The following is an 18,655-nucleotide window of genomic DNA, read 5'->3' as shown; positions in this document are numbered from 1 at the left end:
TTACTTATGAAAATAGCGATTCAACAGCTTCAAAAGCATCGCAGAGACGGACTGCCAATTGACCAAATGGTTCATTTGGATGCAGTGAAATCACGGAATAGCGATATTCGGGAAATTTCACCTGTACATGTTACAGGACATTGCACAATTGGTTCGCAACAATTAACGTGCCAACTCCATCTCGAAGGCATGCTCACGCTGCCTTGTGCCAGAACTTGGGAGGATGTTGAGTTTCCGATTAATGTCGACTCGGTCGAAGTCTTTGATTGGTCTGAAGAGGCCGGAGAAGACAAGCTTAGTGATGTTCACGCAGTAGAGACGGAGATCATTGATCTTCAGCCGATACTGGAAGAACTAGTTTTGCTGCAGATACCGATACAGGTGTTTAAGGAAGACGCCGATCAATCCGTTATCAAAGGCGGAAATGACTGGTCGTATTCAACAGACGAAGAGTACGAAGCCGAGAAAGAAGCGGCACCACCAAAACCAGATCCAAGACTTGCTGATTTAGCAAAGTATTTTGATCAGTCAGATGAATAGAATTAGTGTAAGGAGGTGTCACCAATGGCTGTACCAGCTAGAAGAACGTCCAAAACCGCTAAAAGAAAACGCCGTACACATTTTAAATTGTCAGTGCCGGGCATGGTAATTTGCCCAAGCTGTGGCGAAAGTAAATTGGCTCACCACGTCTGCAAAGCATGTGGATCGTACAAAGGTAAAGAAGTAGTAGCAAGCAAATAAAACAGTATTTGCTGCTGAAAGGCTATTGAGAGGCCATGGCTCTCGATAGCCTTTTTCTCTGGATATAAATAAGCAGCGGAACTGCACTGTCTGCAGTAATTCGGTTGAAAAGAGGGATTTTCTTGTCTTATTCGATTGATCTTAAGGATGGCATTATGACATTTACCATTAACCGGCCCCATATCCGCAACGCGGTAAACAGTGAAGTGACGGAGGGGCTTGAAGAGTTGGTGCACAAAGCACAGGATCCTTCTATCCGGTTGGTTATTATTACAGCAACCGGCAAGCAAGCTTTTTGTTCAGGAGGCGATCTTTCGGTGTTTCATGCGCTTCGGACAGAAGAACAAGCCTATGGAATGCTGAAACGAATGAGTGATGTGCTGTATTCAATCAAAACACTGCCTGTACCGGTTGTAGCGGTAGTCAATGGCGCTGCTGTCGGCGGTGGTTGTGAAATCGCTACAGCGTGCGATTACAGGCTTGTATGGGATCATGCGAAATGCGGCTTTATTCAAGGCACCCTCGCCATCACTAGCGGTTGGGGGGGCGGTACTTATCTTTTGGAGACTTTACAGCACGACAGAGCTTTGAAAATGCTTAGTGAAGCGAAAGTGTATACCGTAAATGAGCTGGAAGAGTTGGGCTGGGTTTCCGCCGTCGTCCATAATGAGCAGGACCTTGAAGTGTTTTTTGAATCGATGAAAAAAATCCATCCGGATGTTCACCGCGCCTACAAGGAAATGGCCATCCGCAAATGGCGCATAACCAATTTACAGGATCGTGTCGAACAGGAAGTCAGAAGATGCGCCATTCTATGGGAAAAAGATGCCCATCACGATGCAGTCGACAATTTTCTTAACAAATCCAAAAAATGAAATCCCTTTTCGGAGGGGTTTCTTTTTTATTGGAGCAGCAGAAACAAACAGTACGGAAACCCGTTCGGCTGTACGGAGCGAAGAGACTTTGGTTGCTTCAAATTTTTGGTGTGAGCCGCGCCCAAAGCAATGAGGGCAAGAGTATTCGGCTATTCAATTTACTTTGAAAAGAAATATTTTAATGAATAGTTGAAATCGCTTACAAAATTCGTATATGCTATAGAAGGGAGAAAACATAGGGGGTATTTCAAATATGAAAAAAATCCTGATTGCGAACCGGGGCGAAATCGCACGCCGAATTATTCGGACATGTGAGCGTCTTGGAATCGAAACGGTTGCCATTCATTCCGAGGCAGATGGGGATCTGCCTTACGTCAATGAAGCAACCGAAGCTGTGCTGATCGGTCCCAATCCGGTCGTACAGTCTTACTTGCAAATTGAAAAAATTATTGAAGAAGCTAAAAAACACGAAGTGGACGCCATCCATCCCGGATATGGCTTGCTATCGGAGAATGCTGATTTTGCTCGACGCGTGACAGATGCCGGAATGGTCTTTATTGGACCTTCGAGCGATATTATCGAAAAAATGGGAGACAAAATTGAGTCCCGAAGAACGATGATCCAGGCAGGGGTGCCTGTAGTTCCTGGAACAGAAGAAGGTGTGGCGACACTTGAAGAAGCCTTACAGGAGGCGGAAGCCATTGGCTATCCATTAATGCTGAAAGCGAGTGCAGGCGGTGGCGGCATCGGCATGGTGCGCTGTGAAAGTGAGCAAGCGCTCACTCAACAGTTTGCTTCTGTTAAGAATCGGGCCAAAGCTTATTTTGGCGACGACATTGTTTATTTGGAAAAATTTATCGCAGATGCTCGCCACATTGAAGTACAAATTTTTGGTGATCATCAAGGCAATTTGGTTCATTTGTATGAACGAAACTGTTCGGTTCAGCGCCGCAACCAGAAAGTAATTGAAGAATCGCCTTCACCCAACTTGCCGCAGGATGTACGCGAACGTCTTTGCGAAGCAGCATTGCAGGCCGGAAGAGCCGTTGGCTATACAAATGCCGGCACGGTGGAATTTATCGTGAGTCCAAACAATGAATTTTATTTCCTGGAAATGAACACGCGTCTGCAGGTAGAGCATCCGGTTACAGAAGAAGTGACGGGGCTGGATTTGGTGGAATGGCAGCTGATTGTCGCTGGCGGAGGAGCATTGCCTGCTCAGGAGACGATAGAGACCAAAGGGCATGCGATTGAGTACCGCATTTATGCGGAAGATCCAAAAACCTTTTTCCCTTCTCCTGGCAAACTTGAAAAGCTTCGCTGGGGAGATGGTGCGCGCATCGAGACCGGTTACGAAGAAGGCAATTTAGTGACGCCTTTTTATGATCCGATGATTTCAAAAATTATTATATGCGGTTCCGATCGTGTTGATGCACTGTCCAAGTCACAGACGTTTTTCAATAAGGCTATAATTGAAGGGGTAAAAACCAATATTCCCTTATTCAAAGAATTTATCAGATCAGAAGAATTTATATCAGGTGATTACGCCACAGCGGTATTGCCGCTGTGGATGGAAAAAACGAAGGAGGAACACACATTATGAAAGAATTAAGAGCGTCTATGGCAGGAACTGTATTGAATGTACTAGCAGCAGAAGGGGAAGCTGTAACACCCGGACAGGCTGTTTTGACAATTGAATCAATGAAAATGGAAATTCCAGTAGAAGCTGAATTTGGCGGCAAAGTGGAAAAAGTACATGTGGAAGTCGGCGGTTTTGTAAATGAAGGCGATCTGCTGTTGACTGTCGGGGAATAATCGATTTCAAGCAAAGGGGACGATGAAATGACAAAAACCACTGAAACAACGGGGTACAATGATCGCTTGGAACAAAAGCTCGCAAAAATTTTTGCTGGGGGGCAGCAAAAATACCACGAGAAAATGAAAGAAAGCAATAAATTGTTTGTCCGTGACCGTTTGAAATTATTGTTCGATGATGAAAACTACGCGGAAGATGGGCGCTTTGCCAATGTTGAAGCAGAAGATCTTCCTGCTGATGGCGTCGTCACGGCGATCGGCAAAGTGAATGGCGAAACGGTTTGTGTAATGGCCAATGATTCAACAGTCAAAGCAGGGTCATGGGGTTCACGCACCGTTGAAAAAATTATCCGCATCCAGGAAACAGCTGAAAAAATGCAAGTGCCGATGCTGTTTTTGGTTGATTCTGCTGGAGCCCGGATTACTGACCAGCTCGATATGTTTCCAAATCGGCGAGGAGCCGGCAAGATTTTTCACAATCAAGTGAGAATGTCAGGGATGGTACCGCAAGTCTGCTTGTTGTTCGGTCCATCTGCTGCAGGCGGAGCGTATATTCCTGCTTTCTGTGACATTGTCATCATGGTGGAAGGCAATGCTTCGATGTACCTCGGTTCACCTCGCATGGCAGAAAAAGTCATTGGTGAAAAAGTTACATTGGAAGAAATGGGCGGAGCCCGCATGCATTGTACCGTCAGCGGTGTTGGTGATGTGCTGGTTGCTACAGAAGAAGAAGCTATCTCAGAAGCACGCCGCTATTTGCTGAATTTCCCATCCAACTTTGCTATGAAGCCAGAAAAAATTGAGGCGAAAGCGGCGAAAGCCGGACGTTCACTGGAAGCGATTATTCCAGAAAATCAAAATGCACCTTTTGATATGTATGAACTGATCGACCAATTGGTCGATGAAGGCAGCTTCTTTGATATCAAAAAGCTTTTTGCTGGAGAATTGATTACAGGTATTGCCCGTATCGATGGCCAAGTAGTCGGCATTCTGGCCAATCAGCCAAAAGTCAAAGGCGGCGTGCTGTTTGGCGACTCAGCTGATAAGGGCGCGAAATTCATCAATCTCTGCGATGCTTTTTCGATTCCGTTGCTGTTTTTGGCCGACGTTCCAGGCTTTATGATCGGAACCAAAGTTGAACGTGCCGGCATAATCCGCCACGGAGCCAAATTTATTGCAGCCATGAGTTCGGCAACGGTACCTAAAATCTCGGTTATCGTCCGCAAGGCCTATGGAGCCGGTCTCTACGCAATGGCAGGCCCTGCATTCGAGCCGGATGTCTGTATTGCCCTGCCGACAGCGCAAATCGCCGTAATGGGCCCTGAGGCGGCAGTGAACGCAGTTTATTCAAATAAAATTGAAGCGATCGAAGATCCGAAAGAACGCCTTCAGTATGTGCAGCAAAAGCACCAGGAGTACAAAGAAGAAATTGATATTTATCGTTTGGCATCTGAATTGATTGTTGATGAAATTGTGGCACCTCATCAATTGCGTTCTGTGCTTTCGCAGCGTCTTTCTTTTTATGAAACAAAAGATTTGCCAATGCCATATCGAAAACATCCGATTTATCCTGTATAATAAAAGTTATTATTGGAAGTCTGCCTAATATGGGCAGGCTTCTTTTTTAAGAAAAAATTGTGGCACTGTAAGGAGTGATTCCGTGAAGTATGCAATTATCGGAGCTGGCGCCAATGGATTGCTGCCAGCCTATCTTTTGAAAAAAGCGGGCCATGAAGTGCAAATCGTTGCACAGCATGAAGGACAAGCCGCCTTAATTAACGAGCAAGGAATTATATACGGCGAAAATCGCCAACGCGTGAAAGCCTATACGGATATTGAACAAATTTCTCCAGATGCTTATGTTATTTTGACGGTGAATTACGAAGAGATGCCGCCAATCTTAAGGCTTTTGAAGATTCGATGCCCCAGCAACAAAATTATTTTTCTGCAGCAGGGCATGTTATTTTTAGAAAAAGCGAGAACCTTAGCTCACCGCCATATTGCTGCTGCAATTCTGGAAACAGACTGTGTTAAACTGAGCGGCAACAAAATTAGCTTTACTAGTGCTCCACATATGACTTTAGGATTGGTTAAAGGGAATGCCGAGGAATTCCAGCTGCTTCTGGAAACAACAGCTTGGAAAAGTCTATGGGCAGATAACATCGAAGAACCGCTTTTCGAGAGGCTATTGTTCGGGAGCTTGATTGATCCCTTAACGGCCATGATGAGAATTCGGAATGGGGAATTGGTCACGAACCCGCATGCTTATGAATTGTTCCGAACTCTTTACAATGAATTGTATTTGGCGTTTCCAGAAATTGAGTCATTGCAGCCAATCGAAAAGGTTGCCTCTTTCTGTGCAGCTGAGCCTGATAGAATGTCTGCAATGTTTGCAGATCGACAGGCAGGCGATGCGATGGAAATAGACGGATTGATGTTATATGTGTTAAACCGATCAAATCTTGAATTGCCCCTATTTAAAGCTTTCTATCATCTTTTAAAAACAGTCGAGGTAGGAAAATGACATTATTACAAACTATTGGAGCTGTGTTTCTTTATATTCCTTTTCTTCTTTTTATCATTGTTTACTTTATTTCATTAAAGCTCAAAAATAAAAAAACGCTTGGTGTGGCATCTGATATTACTACATTTTTGCTGTTTTTCTCCGTACCGGCATCAGTAGAAATCTTATGGGGGTATTCGGTTTCCTCTGTAATTTATTTTGTCGCGCTTGTATTGGCAATCGTCTTATTAATTATTGAATGGAGAACGGCCAAAGAAATTGAAATCATACCTTTTTTCCGTAAACTATGGAGAACATACTTCTTGGTATTGTCCTCTGTCTATGCCCTTGTCTGGCTTGTGGGACTGGTGACTGTGATTATTAAATCAATTTAGCAGGCGTATTTTTTTTCATTGGGAGATGCGTTTGCTATAGTAGATTTTAAATGTAAAGTAAAAAGGGGACTTTTTTTCATGAAGCTAGAGGAACAATATGTAGAACCAGCCAGTAAATTGATGAGTGATTATATAAATGGCAAATCGGCCATCCACAACTATTTTTCATATGACCCGGAGCCAGCTTCATTTGAAGAACGTTTGCTGAAACTTCAAGACCACACAGTTAACCGTCCACAAGTGGCCGGCATACTGCGTAACTATATGAAAAATCATGGATTGTCCCATGCTGCGGAAGACAATTTAAAAAGTTTTGAAGAAGGTGCACCAGTTGTTGTGACAGGTCAGCAGGCCGGATTGCTGACAGGTCCATTGTATACGGTACATAAAGCCATATCCGTGATCATCTTGGCTAAGCAAGCCGCTGAGCAACTGAATACTAAAGTTGTTCCAGTTTTTTGGATTGCCGGTGAAGATCACGATTTAGCTGAAATCAGCCATCTTTACCGGGAAGTAAATGGCCGGGTGGACAAACTGAACATCCCACATACCGAATATGGCAAAAACGCAGCATCTTCGGCAACGCTAAACCAAGCCAAGATTGCCTCTTTCTTGGAAGAATATTTCCGGAGCTTGCCTGAAACGGAACATTCAAAAGAAATTCACGATTTGGCTTTTGGCCTGTTGGAAAAATCTCTGTCCTACACTGATTTCTTCGCTTCGCTTCTTCATTACTTTTTCGAGGAAGAAGGGTTGCTGTATATTGACGCAGCAGACAAAGAATTTCGCCAATACGAATCTCCTTATTTTATGGAAATGATCGAACGAGCAGAAGACATTGCAGAAACGGTTGTTTCAACCGAACAATTGCTGTTAAAAGATGGTTACGCTGCGGTAATTGGTGCGGAAAGAAATGCAGCCAATCTGTTCATCACAATAAAAGGCGAACGGTTGCTGTTGGAACGTAATGGCACGGATTTTGTGGTCAACAATGGTGCTATCCGTTATACCAAAGAACAACTTCTCGAAATTGCCAAAAAAAATCCGGAACTCCTTAGCAACAATGTGGTGACACGGCCGATGATGCAGGAAATGGTATTCCCCGTCCTAGCCTTCGTTGGAGGTCCCGGTGAAATTGCTTATTGGGCAGCGCTTAAAGACGCATTTAAATTGGTTGGGATGGAACTTCCAGTAGTAATGCCGCGCCTTAGCCTGACATTGGTTAACCGCCAAACGCAACGATTGCTGGAAAAATACGACTTGGATTTTTCAACTATAGTAAATGAACATCGAGTTACGTTGCTGAGAAATGAATTGATGGAGTCAATTCGGGAACAGGAAGCTGAGGCATTAATTGGCAGCATTCAGCACCAGTTAGAGTCAGCTTACGAGAAAATTCATCAGCAATTTTCTTCCATCAGCAAAGGGCTTTCACCGCTTGTTGAAAAAAACCTCCAGTTGCATGTTAAACAGCTAAGTTTTCTGAAAAATAAGTTGCAGGATGAAGTGATGCTTCAAAACAGCATCGAGTTTGGGCACTACGATTCCATCGAAAATGAATTGCTGCCGAACGGCGGTTTCCAGGAACGCATCTACAGCCCTTTTATTTACATGAATCAGTATGGTCCGGACCTTGTAAAAGATCTTTTAAGACTGCCTTTGAAATATGACAAAAACCACAAAATAATTTGGTTATAAATGGTAAAAGCCTGCATATGCAGGCTTTTTTTATGTCAAAATAACTTGTTGAGATATTTTATTGCAACAAACTTGAAATATTTCAAAAACAAGTGGTGACAAGTGGGGGATTGTGGTACATTTATTACAATAAGTGGGGTGAAGGGCATGTTCATGGGCGAATATCAACATAGCGTTGATGCAAAGGGACGGTTAATTGTTCCGGCTAAGTTTCGTGAACTGCTGGGTGAACATTTTGTCATTACTCGAGGCCTGGATCAATGCTTGTTTGGCTACACGATGGAAGAATGGCAGAAAATTGAAGAAAAACTGAAAGAGCTTCCAGTTACTAAGAAAGACGCTCGTGCTTTCACTCGTTTCTTTTTCTCAGGTGCCACAGAAGTGGAACTTGATAAGCAGGGGCGCGTCAATATACCGACGACGTTAATTTCTTATGCGAAACTTGAAAAAGAATGTGTCATTTTAGGGGTGTCCAACCGCTTTGAAATATGGGCTAAAGATTCATGGGAAAGCTATTTTGCAGCATCTGAAGATTCTTTTAATGAAATTGCGGAAAATTTATCTGATTTTGACTTTTAGAAGTGAACGGGGGGAATGGATTGTTCAATCACACCACGGTTTTACTGCATGAAACTGTCGATGGTCTGAACATTCGTCCTGACGGCATATATGTAGATTGTACGCTGGGCGGAGCAGGGCACAGTGAATATTTGGTTCAGCAATTATCTGATGAAGGTCATTTATATTGTTTTGACCAAGACGCGACGGCAATAGCTCATGCAAAAGAAAAACTACAAGATTACTTACATAGAATTACGTTTATCCATGCTAACTTTAAATTTTTAAAAGAAGAACTTGAAGTTCACGGAGTAAGGAAAGTCGATGGCATTTTATACGACTTGGGTGTTTCTTCTCCACAACTGGACACACCTGAACGCGGTTTCAGCTATCATAACGATGCACCGCTGGATATGCGGATGGACCAAAGTGCTGAGTTAAGTGCCTATCATGTCGTGAATGAATGGTCATTCGAAGATTTAGTCCGAATTTTTTACCGCTATGGCGAAGAAAAGTTTTCGAAACAAATCGTTCGAAAAATCGAAGCGGTAAGAGAAAAACATCCCATTGAAACGACAGGGCAGCTGGTTGAATGCATCAAAGATGGCATTCCTGCTTTTGCCCGCCGAAAAGGCGGCCACCCGGCCAAGCGAGTATTTCAAGCGATTCGAATCGCTGTAAATGATGAACTTGGTGCGGCAGAGACATCCTTGCAGGATGCAATCGATGTTTTGGCAATCGGTGGAAGAATTAGTGTCATCACTTTCCATTCACTTGAAGATCGGCTTTGCAAAGCAATATTCAAAGAATCTTCATCGCTTCCTGAACTGCCTCCGAATTTACCGGTAATCCCGGATGGCATGGAGCCTATATTAAAACTAATTACAAGAAAACCAATCCTGCCTTCAGAAGAAGAGCTGGCACATAATAACCGGTCAAGATCCGCTAAGCTGCGGATTGCAGAAAAAATAAACGAGTAAGGACGTGTTCAGATGGCGTTGAATGCAAGAACTGAAACCTACATCCAACAGCCGGCCGTTCCTCAAAATCCGAGTCGGCAGCCGGCAAGAAAAAAAGGCTTAATTACTAAGGGCGAAAAAATATTGTATTTATCTTTCGTAGCAGTCTGTATCTTATGTGCGTTATTGGTTCTGCAGAATCAATCGACGATTCAAGCTTCTACTCAAGAAATTCAAACAATTGAACAATCAGTCAATGAAATAACGAAGCAAAATACAGACTTGTCTGTACAGGTGAGCGAACTGTCTTCATATGAGCGCATTTGGTCAAAAGCAAAAGAACTTGGCCTAAAATTAAATGAGCAAAATGTAAAGGTAGTGCCTGGACAATGAAAAAAAAGTTTCGATTTCAAGGGGGAGCCTTTCTGCTGTTTTTGTTATTTGCAGGGCTCTTTTTCCTTTTATTGACTAGAATTGTGACCATACAAGCCACGGGAGAAGTGGAAGGACAAGAACTCGCTGCCAGAGCTGCGGCTAAATACAGCCAGGAAGAAGTATTGACTGCCGAGCGTGGACGCATTCTTGATCGCAGCGGAGAAGTGATCGCTGAGGATACACTGACATATAAACTGGTTGCTGTGCTTGATGAATCTGCTACTCAAAAAGCAAGCGATCCGCGGCATGTAGTGGATGTGGAAGAAACAGCAGCTAAGCTATCGGGTTATTTAGATGCTTCTGAAGAAAGTATTTTGGAAACACTTCAGACAGGTATTGAAAATGACCGGTATCAAGTGGAATTTGGTTCTGCCGGACGCGAAATCAGCCATACGCTTATGCTGGAAATGCAAGAAGAAGAAATACCGGGTTTATTATTCGTGCGTGATTTAAAACGGCTTTATCCTAATGGCGTATTTGCTTCCCACCTTGTGGGCTATGCCATGAAAGAAGAGTTAGAAGATGGCGAGACGAGAACGACCGGCAGAATGGGACTCGAATCTATACACAACGATGTTTTGACTGGCCAAAATGGCAAAATAGAGTTTGATACAGATAAATGGGGCTTTTTGCTGCCAAACAGCGAATCTGCAGTCACTCCGGCTGTAGATGGCTCAGATGTCCAGCTGACATTGGACAAAACTTTGCAAAATTTTCTAGAAGATGCGATGTCCAGTGTTCAAGAAGAATATGATCCGACACGTATGATTGCCGTTATTGCTGATCCAAAGACAGGCGAAATTCTGGCAATGTCACAACGACCGACATTCAATCCGAATACACGTGAAGGCCTGTCCGAAAATTGGTTGAACGAAAGCATTCAGTTAACAATTGAACCGGGTTCCCCAATGAAGATGTTTACATTGGCGGCAGCAGTCGAAGAAGGCAAATGGGATCCTAATGCTACGTACAAGTCTGGTACATATTCGCTGTTGGACAGTACAATCGGTGACCACAACAGTGGACGAGGCTGGGGAACGATTTCTTATCTAGAAGGTTTTCAACGATCATCCAATGTCTCGATGGCCTATTTATTGGAACGCCTAGGTGCAGATACATTCATGACGTATGTTGATGCCTTTGGTTTTGGTGAACAGACTGGAATTGATTTGCCGCAAGAAGCATCGGGCACCATTCTCAATCAATACCCGATTAATAAATTAACTACAGCGTATGGACAAGGTTCGACGGTAACGCCAATTCAACTGATCCAAGCTGCCTCTGCAATTGCAAATGAGGGTGTGATGATGAAGCCGTACGTTATTGACCAGATTAAAAATGCTGACACCGGAGAAGTGTCTGTTAAAAGTGAGCCTGAAGAAGCAGGACAGCCTATATCTGCAGAGACTGCAGATAAAGTAAAAGAAATATTGGCTTCAACTGTCACGTCTGAAGTTGGTTCAGCCCGCGGATTTGCTTTACAAGACTATACGACGGCTGGCAAGACAGGTACTGCTCAAATTCCAAAAGAAGGCGGCGGTTACCTCCAAGGCAGCAATAATTACTTGTTTTCGTTCCTTGGAATGGCTCCCGCCGATGATCCAGAACTGTTGATTTATATTGGTGTACAGCAGCCCAATCTGCCAGCTGATGAATACGGATCCGTACCTGTTTCAAAAATTTTTACTTCTGTCATGGAAAATGGATTAAAGCATATGAACATCCAGCCGGAAAATATGGCTGAGGCAACAACGATGCCTGTTGAAGATTATACTGGCCAAACGCCTGCGGATGCAGCTGAAGCTTTATCTGCGCTAGGTCTCGCAGCTGTTATGATAGGCGATGGGGACGAAGTGGCTGCTCAATATCCCGAGGCTGGCAATACTATACTTGATGGCGGACGGGTTATTCTTAAATCTGCTGGAAAAACAAGTCTTCCTGATTTTACAGGGTGGTCCAAACGCGAACTGCTGGCTTACCAATCATTGAGTGGTTTGACACTGGAAATTGCAGGACAGGGCTATGTGATGACGCAAAGCGTTGCAGAAGGCGAAGTGATAGCGGATAATGAGTCAGTGGTGATTGAACTTCATCCCCCAGAGATTTATTATCCTGCGCAAGCAGCTGCTGAAGAACAAGAACAACAGCAAGCTGATCAGGAAGCTTTAGAAGACGTTGAACCTGATACTGACAGCGCAGAAACGGATTTGGAACTTGAAATAGAAACAGAAACAGAAACAGAAATAGAAATAGAAACAGAAACAACCGAGTAATCTCGTGTTTAAAGGAGCTCTCTAAATGAACGTATATCTAATAATGGGTCTTGTAATTGCTTTACTGCTAACGGTCGTGCTAATGCCACTCTTTATTCCTTTGTTGAAACGAATGAAGTTTGGCCAAAGCATCCGTGAAGAAGGACCCCAATCACATATGAAGAAAACCGGCACCCCTACTATGGGCGGCCTGGTTTTCTTAATTTCCATCATTGTTACTGTACTGGGTGTTGCTTGGTACGCCGAGCTGTTGACCGCAAAAGTCCTCATATTGTTATTGGTTCTTTTCGGATACGGATTGATCGGCTTTTTGGATGATTTTATCAAAGTGGTAGTAAAGCGAAACCTTGGATTGACTTCCTTGCAAAAATTGATTGCTCAAATTGTTATCGCGGTCATTTCATTCGCCGTTTTGAGTAGCATTGATTTTGAAACAGGCGTTTCTATTCCGTTTACAGATGTTTCACTTGAATTGTCATGGCTTTATGTGTTCTTTATTGTCTTTTGGCTGGTTGGTTTTTCAAATGCAGTCAATTTAACGGACGGGCTTGACGGCTTGGTAGCAGGAACAGCATCTATCGCTTTTGCGGCATTTGGTATGTTGGCGATTTACCAAGATGAAATTGGAATCGCCATTTTCACTTTTTCTGTTACCGGCGGACTGCTCGGATTTTTGATTTTCAACAAATACCCTGCCAAAGTTTTTATGGGCGATACGGGCTCACTGGCTTTAGGTGGGGCACTTGCAATGGTGTCCATCTTATTGAAACAAGAATTGTTGCTGCTGTTGATTGGACTGGTATTTGTTCTCGAGACGGCTTCTGTTATTTTGCAAGTGGGCAGCTTTAAGCTGCGCCAAAAACGGATTTTTAAAATGAGTCCGATTCATCATCATTTCGAATTGAGCGGTTGGTCAGAATGGAAGGTAGTCCTTGTTTTTTGGTCAGTTGGTCTTATTAGTGCGGCAATCGCAGTCTTTTTGGAGGTAATGTAAATGAAAGAGGCGCCACAATTATATCAAAAGAAAATACTGGTTTTGGGGCTGGCGAAAAGTGGTTTTACTGCTGCCCGTATTCTTCACAAACTTGGAGCATTTGTTACGGTAAATGATTCCAAGCCTTTTGAAGAAAATCCAGAGGCACAGGAATTGCTGAATATGGGCGTTACCGTGATTTGCGGCAGGCACCCTGAAGATCTTCTGGAAGAAGGCTTTGAACTGGTTGTTAAAAATCCGGGAATTCCCTATAGCAATGTGTTGATTGAATCGGCTATTGAAAAGAATATCCCGGTATGGACTGAAATTGAACTCGCTTATTTGATCAGCGAAGCGCCATTTATCGGGATTACGGGATCAAACGGAAAAACGACTACTACGACATTATTGTTCCACATGCTCAACCAAGACAACAAAAGTCCGTTGATTGCTGGAAATATCGGAACGGTCGCAAGTGGAGTTGCGGAAAAAGCGAAAGCCAAAAATGTTATCGTGACTGAATTGTCATCATTCCAACTAAAAGGAACTGCGGATTTTCGTCCTGAAATTGCGATCATTACAAACATATACGAAGCTCATTTGGATTATCACGGAACCATTGAAGATTATCGCGCTTCCAAAATGAAGCTGACTGAAAATCAGACAGAAGAAGACTACTTTATTTACAATGCAGATCAACCACTATTGGTGGAACATGCGAAAAGCTGCAAAGCCAAGCTTGTGCCGTTTACACTGAAAGGCCGGACAGCTACCAGCATTAGTGCAGACAATGAGTTTGTTTACTGGCAGGGCGAGAAATTGATTGAACGTTCACAAATTATATTAGGTGGTCAACACAACCTAGAAAACATTCTTTCCGCTACAGCAGCGACCTTGATCTTAGGTGGAACGAAAGAAACTGTCATCCGTGTTTTGACTTCATTTACAGGTGTTAAGCATCGCTCTCAATTTATTGTGGAGTGGGAAGGCCGTAAATTCTATAACGATTCAAAGGCAACTAATGCTTTAGCTACAAAGAGTGCGCTTGAAGCTTTTCCTGAGAATATTATTTTGTTGGCAGGTGGATTAGATCGCCAACATTCCCTGGAAGAAATTCGTCCGTATATGGACCGTGTGAAAGCCTTGATTACTTTTGGAGAAATGGCACAGCGATTTACAGCATTTGCGAAAGATTGTGGCGTGCCGACAATTGTACAAGCGGGGCTAATGGACGACGCAGTTGAAAAGGCCATCAAGCAGTCAGGCAGTGGTGATACCATTTTGTTGTCACCTGCATGTGCAAGTTGGGATCAATACGAAAGTTTTGAAATTCGCGGAGATGCTTTTATTACCGCAGTTCAGCAAATGACGGAAGCAAACGAATAAAAGATAAGGAGCAGCAATTATGGACAAAGTGATTGACATCGAAGAACGCATCCCGACGCTACGAGAGCGCCGGCAAAAAAGAACCAATCGCAAGTTCGTGGCGCTGCTGTTCATTTTTCTTACTTTGCTTGCCGTACTTTTATACAGCCAGTCGAGGTACAGTGAAATTCAAACCATCACTATTGAAGGAGCTGTCCTTTTTGACCAGGAAAGCTACCAGGCAGCAAGTGGATTAAACATCGGCGACTCGATGTGGTCTTTTGATGCAGGAGCTATTTCGCAACAACTGGAAAACCTGGAGTGGATTGAAGAAGCATCGGTCAAAAAGAACTGGTTGACCGGCGTGGAAATCCACTTAAAGGAATATGTTCAGATGGGCTACCTGGATCGCGGCAACAGCTATCAGGTTGTCCTGTCGAATGGACTGGCTCTGGACCAACCCGTTACCAATGTTGATGGAGCTATTTACTCAAATTTTGAAAACGAAGAAAAACGAGAAAAGCTGATTGAACAATTAATCCAAATCGATTCTGAAGTTCTTCAGTTAATTTCACAAGTGATTCTGGATCCGGAAGAAGAAGATGCGGATTACGTCACTTTGTACATGAATGACGGAAACGAAATTCGTGGGATTTTAAGTACCTTAGCTGAAAAGATGAATTATTACCCATCAGTCATTGCCCAATTGGAAGACGGCCAACAAGGGGTAATTGATATGGAAGTCGGTATCTTTTTCCGTTCCTATGCAGATGTTTATGGTTTTGCAAAGGAAGGTGCTGAAGATGAAGCAATCGAAGAAGAATAGCCGAAAAAGTTTCAGTAAATCCATTGTGTTTTCATTAGTCTTTTTAGTATTGGGCTTTATCATGGCCTATTCCTATAGTTTATCCAGTGCCAACAAAGAGACAGAAGAATTTACTGGAGGCGCATTTTTCGAAGAGGAAGAACAAAATCGAAAAGAATTAATTGAACAACAAGAACGCAATAAAGAGTTGCGAACCGAGCTGCAGAAGAAACAAAGTGAAGTTCAGGAATACGAACGATCTTTTGCTGATGGAGAAAATCGGTATACGGAATACGCTGCCGAAGCAGAAGAGCTGCGAAGATTTTTAGGGTTGGTGCCCGTTCAGGGAAATGGTTTGAAAGTGACGCTGCAAGATGGCGGCTATAATCCTGATTCTGTTAATCCTAATGATTATATTGTTCACGAAAGCCATGTGTTTCAAGTGATCAACGAACTGTATATCTCTGGTGCCCAAGCCATCTCAATTAATGGCCAACGAATCCATGGAAATTCGTATATTGTTTGTACGGGGCCGGTTATTACTGTAGATGGTATGCAATATCCAGCTCCGTTTGTCATTGAGGCGATTGGGGAGCCAGACGTGCTTACTTCTTCAATGGAGTTGACAGGTGGAATCATGGATCAATTGATCAATGATAATATTATTGTGACCTTGGATGACGGTCAGCTGATCAAGATGCCCGCCTTGCTGACAGAATCATGATTAAGGGGGAATTCATGTGAAGAAAAGGATTCTTACCCGGTTCACGGCAATTATGTTTATCATTGGTTTGATGGCAGCGATCCAATACAATACAATCAATGAACCCGATCTCCGCGATACACGGGATGTATGGGAAATCAGGCAGGAATTGGCCAGAGAAAATCAACTTCACTCTCAACTTTTGTCTGAAATAGCATCACTTGATGATACCTTGGAGAAATACGGAGCGGCTTCAGATGCCAGTCCGGAACAAGCTTTGCGGGAAACTGCTGTCGAACTGAGAAGTGCTGCAGGTTTGTCAGAAACGACGGGTCCAGGAATTGAAATTTCTGTCGAACCTTCTTTGGAAGCGGTTGCGATGGGATTGCAAATTGAAGGGATTTCACCAAGCTTGCTAGTTCGACTCGTCAATGAAATCAACCGCAATAATGCGCTTTATATTTCCATTGACGGCAACCGTGTCATTAATACAACTGCGATTCGGGATATAAACGGCCAAACTACTGTGAATGCGAAGCCGGTGAATACGCCGCCTTTTTCAATAAAAATTGTTTCTGATTCGATGGAAGACACGGAAAAGCTGTATAATCATTTATTAGCGTCTCGTATTCTCGATGACTTTTATATCGACAACTTAACTTTGACGATTTCAGAGCCGACAAACGAGCTGGTGATCGAGGCATACGATGACGTTGTGAACACCAATTATTTACAGGCGTCAGAGGAGGAATAGCGATGTGGCTGTCAATTTTAGGTTTGATTCTCGGAATATCGCTTGGACTTCTTACGGATATCCAAATTCCGCCTGAGTATGCCAATTATTTATCAATTGCAGTACTGGCATCACTCGATACTCTTTTCGGTGGAATACGGGCTCACTTGCAGCAAGTATATGATGACAAAGTATTCGTTTCCGGGTTTTTCTTCAATATTATTTTGGCAGCGGGGCTTGCTTTTCTTGGCGTCCATTTAGGTGTAGATTTGTACTTGGCCGCAATTTTTGCATTCGGTGTTCGTTTGTTTCAGAACATTGCAGTCATCCGCCGCATAATTTTAGTAAAATGGACCGAAAAGAAAGAAGTTAGAGAAACAATTTGAACAATCAAAGGAAATTTTTCTAAGTTTTGCGATTTTCTTAGACAAGGTGCATAATTTACAATAGAATATAAGTACAGCAGTTTAATAAGGAGGTGCCACGAATTGAGTCAATCAGAATTATACGTAAGTCTAGATATCGGTTCGTCATCCGTTAAAGTTTTAATCGGGGAAATGGCCAACAAGTCGCTTAATGTAATTGGCGTCGGGAATGTAAAATCTAATGGGATAAAAAAAGGTGCGATTGTTGACATAGATGCAACGGTGCAGTCCATTAAGAAAGCTGTCGATCAAGCAGAGCGCATGATTGGCAAATCAATCCACGAAGTCGTTCTTGGAATTCCGGCAAACAAAGCTGTGCTTCAACCCGTCAAAGGAATTGTTGCCGTAAACAGCGAAAATCGGGAAATTACCGATGATGATTTGGATCGTGTATTGGAAGCGGCTCAAGTGATGTCAATTCCGCCTGAACGGGAATTGGTCAACATTATTCCAGAACAATACGTAGTTGATCATTTGGGTGAAATCAAAGATCCGCGAGGCATGATTGGTATCCGCCTTGAAATGGATGGTACAATGGTGACAACTTCAAAAACCATTCTGCACAACGTCTTGCGTTGCGTAGAAAGAGCAGGGCTTGAAATTCGTGATATATATGTCCAGCCGCTTGCTGCAGGAAGCTATGCATTAACTGAAGACGAGAAAAATCATGGAACGGCATGTATCGATATCGGTGGAGGTTCTACTTCTATTGCCATCTTCCAAGACGGCCACTTGACCGCTTCTTCTGTTATTCCAGTTGGAGGCGACCACGTTACAAAAGATTTGTCCATCATTTTAAAGACACCGACAGATCAAGCCGAAAAAATTAAACTCGAACATGGCCATGCATTTTTTGAAGATGCTTCAGAAGATGACGTCTTTGAAGTTCCGGTTATTGGATCGGATTCAACCGAACAGTATAACCAAAAATACATATCTGAAATAATCGGGGTTCGCCTGGAAGAACTTTTCGAACTGATTTTAGATGAATTTTACCGCCTCGGTGTCCAAGACCTGCCAGGAGGAGTCGTTTTAACTGGTGGTATGGCTAAATTAGATGGCTTGCCGGAGTTAGCCCGCAACATTCTGCAGACACGTGTCCGTTTGTTCACTCCAGAATTTATTGGAGTACGTGAACCGCAATACACGACAGCTGTTGGGTTAATCCAATATGCGTACATGGAAGACGTTTTCTATGGTCGCGTTGGAAATGGTGGAGCTGTTTCTGGAACTGCAAAAATTGAGCATCAGGAAGTACAGCAGCCTAAGAAACAAAAGCAGCCAAAACAAAATTCCGATGGTGTTGTAACTAAAGCCAAGAAGATGTTTGATCGATTCTTTGAATAAAATCAACATTGTATCTAGCTTGCATAATAAAAGCTAAGCAATTTTAGGAGGA

20 protein-coding genes are annotated in these 18,655 nt (G+C 43.2%); all 20 read left to right on the top strand.

Annotated elements, in window-relative coordinates:
- Window positions 1-6 precede the first annotated feature (6 nt).
- The 20 genes from AC4EG4_RS02820 (at window position 7) to ftsA (ending at window position 18,603) form a co-directional block, all read left to right on the top strand.
- On the top strand, window positions 7-540 hold the full coding sequence (locus tag AC4EG4_RS02820; RefSeq protein ID WP_490986869.1) for a YceD family protein: 534 nt from the start codon (window positions 7-9) through the stop codon (window positions 538-540).
- Window positions 541-564: 24 nt separating this feature from the next.
- Window positions 565-741 carry a 50S ribosomal protein L32 gene (gene rpmF, locus AC4EG4_RS02815; protein ID WP_006828847.1) on the top strand — a complete coding sequence of 59 codons (177 nt, stop codon included), beginning with the start codon at window positions 565-567 and terminating at the stop codon, window positions 739-741.
- A 122-nt stretch (window positions 742-863) separates the two neighbouring features.
- On the top strand, window positions 864-1,616 hold the full coding sequence (locus AC4EG4_RS02810; RefSeq protein WP_490986868.1) for an enoyl-CoA hydratase/isomerase family protein: 753 nt from the start codon (window positions 864-866) through the stop codon (window positions 1,614-1,616).
- 253 nt (window positions 1,617-1,869) lie between these two features.
- Window positions 1,870-3,219 carry an acetyl-CoA carboxylase biotin carboxylase subunit gene (locus tag AC4EG4_RS02805; protein ID WP_490986867.1) on the top strand — a complete coding sequence of 450 codons (1,350 nt, stop codon included), beginning with the start codon at window positions 1,870-1,872 and terminating at the stop codon, window positions 3,217-3,219.
- The gene (locus AC4EG4_RS02800; RefSeq protein ID WP_490977829.1) at window positions 3,216-3,431 is read left to right on the top strand and encodes a biotin/lipoyl-containing protein; all 216 of its coding nucleotides are present in this window, start codon (window positions 3,216-3,218) and stop codon (window positions 3,429-3,431) included. Before AC4EG4_RS02805 ends, AC4EG4_RS02800 begins: the two co-directional genes overlap by 4 nt.
- A 27-nt stretch (window positions 3,432-3,458) precedes the next feature.
- Window positions 3,459-5,009, top strand: a complete 1,551-nt coding sequence (locus AC4EG4_RS02795; RefSeq protein WP_490977830.1) for an acyl-CoA carboxylase subunit beta — start codon at window positions 3,459-3,461, stop codon at window positions 5,007-5,009.
- A gap of 82 nt (window positions 5,010-5,091) precedes the next feature.
- On the top strand, window positions 5,092-5,955 hold the full coding sequence (locus AC4EG4_RS02790; RefSeq protein ID WP_490986866.1) for a ketopantoate reductase family protein: 864 nt from the start codon (window positions 5,092-5,094) through the stop codon (window positions 5,953-5,955).
- On the top strand, window positions 5,952-6,329 hold the full coding sequence (locus AC4EG4_RS02785; protein ID WP_490986865.1) for a DUF3397 family protein: 378 nt from the start codon (window positions 5,952-5,954) through the stop codon (window positions 6,327-6,329). Before AC4EG4_RS02790 ends, AC4EG4_RS02785 begins: the two co-directional genes overlap by 4 nt.
- 78 nt (window positions 6,330-6,407) lie before the next feature.
- Window positions 6,408-8,027 carry a bacillithiol biosynthesis cysteine-adding enzyme BshC gene (gene bshC / locus AC4EG4_RS02780; RefSeq protein ID WP_490986864.1) on the top strand — a complete coding sequence of 540 codons (1,620 nt, stop codon included), beginning with the start codon at window positions 6,408-6,410 and terminating at the stop codon, window positions 8,025-8,027.
- 147 nt (window positions 8,028-8,174) lie between these two features.
- Window positions 8,175-8,606: a division/cell wall cluster transcriptional repressor MraZ gene (gene mraZ / locus AC4EG4_RS02775; protein ID WP_490977834.1), complete on the top strand. Its 432-nt coding sequence runs from the start codon at window positions 8,175-8,177 to the stop codon at window positions 8,604-8,606.
- A 20-nt stretch (window positions 8,607-8,626) separates the two neighbouring features.
- Window positions 8,627-9,565, top strand: coding sequence for a 16S rRNA (cytosine(1402)-N(4))-methyltransferase RsmH (gene rsmH / locus AC4EG4_RS02770; RefSeq protein WP_490986863.1), 939 nt, complete (start codon window positions 8,627-8,629; stop codon window positions 9,563-9,565).
- A 12-nt stretch (window positions 9,566-9,577) separates the two neighbouring features.
- The gene (gene ftsL, locus AC4EG4_RS02765) at window positions 9,578-9,937 is read left to right on the top strand and encodes a cell division protein FtsL (RefSeq protein WP_490977836.1); all 360 of its coding nucleotides are present in this window, start codon (window positions 9,578-9,580) and stop codon (window positions 9,935-9,937) included.
- Window positions 9,934-12,252, top strand: a complete 2,319-nt coding sequence (locus AC4EG4_RS02760) for a penicillin-binding protein (protein WP_490986862.1) — start codon at window positions 9,934-9,936, stop codon at window positions 12,250-12,252. The genes ftsL and AC4EG4_RS02760 overlap by 4 nt, the downstream gene beginning before the upstream one ends.
- Window positions 12,253-12,277: 25 nt before the next feature.
- A complete protein-coding gene (gene mraY / locus AC4EG4_RS02755) occupies window positions 12,278-13,246 on the top strand; it encodes a phospho-N-acetylmuramoyl-pentapeptide-transferase (protein WP_490977838.1) in 969 nt (322 codons plus the stop codon).
- Window positions 13,247-14,611, top strand: coding sequence for a UDP-N-acetylmuramoyl-L-alanine--D-glutamate ligase (murD, locus tag AC4EG4_RS02750; RefSeq protein WP_490977839.1), 1,365 nt, complete (start codon window positions 13,247-13,249; stop codon window positions 14,609-14,611).
- Window positions 14,612-14,630: 19 nt separating this feature from the next.
- Window positions 14,631-15,416, top strand: coding sequence for a cell division protein FtsQ/DivIB (locus tag AC4EG4_RS02745; protein ID WP_490986861.1), 786 nt, complete (start codon window positions 14,631-14,633; stop codon window positions 15,414-15,416).
- A complete protein-coding gene (locus AC4EG4_RS02740) occupies window positions 15,394-16,119 on the top strand; it encodes a DUF881 domain-containing protein (RefSeq protein ID WP_490986860.1) in 726 nt (241 codons plus the stop codon). The genes AC4EG4_RS02745 and AC4EG4_RS02740 overlap by 23 nt, the downstream gene beginning before the upstream one ends.
- A gap of 16 nt (window positions 16,120-16,135) precedes the next feature.
- On the top strand, window positions 16,136-16,852 hold the full coding sequence (locus AC4EG4_RS02735; protein ID WP_490986859.1) for a DUF881 domain-containing protein: 717 nt from the start codon (window positions 16,136-16,138) through the stop codon (window positions 16,850-16,852).
- A 2-nt stretch (window positions 16,853-16,854) separates the two neighbouring features.
- Window positions 16,855-17,217: a small basic family protein gene (locus tag AC4EG4_RS02730; RefSeq protein ID WP_490977843.1), complete on the top strand. Its 363-nt coding sequence runs from the start codon at window positions 16,855-16,857 to the stop codon at window positions 17,215-17,217.
- Between the two features lie 102 nt (window positions 17,218-17,319).
- Complete coding sequence (gene ftsA, locus AC4EG4_RS02725; RefSeq protein ID WP_490977844.1) at window positions 17,320-18,603, top strand: cell division protein FtsA; 1,284 nt, start codon at window positions 17,320-17,322, stop codon at window positions 18,601-18,603.
- Window positions 18,604-18,655 lie beyond the last annotated feature (52 nt).

This window comes from Planococcus sp. TJ-201 (assembly GCF_058268495.1).
Note: the sequence above shows the minus strand (reverse complement) of the source record. Positions and strands in the feature narration are given on the sequence as shown.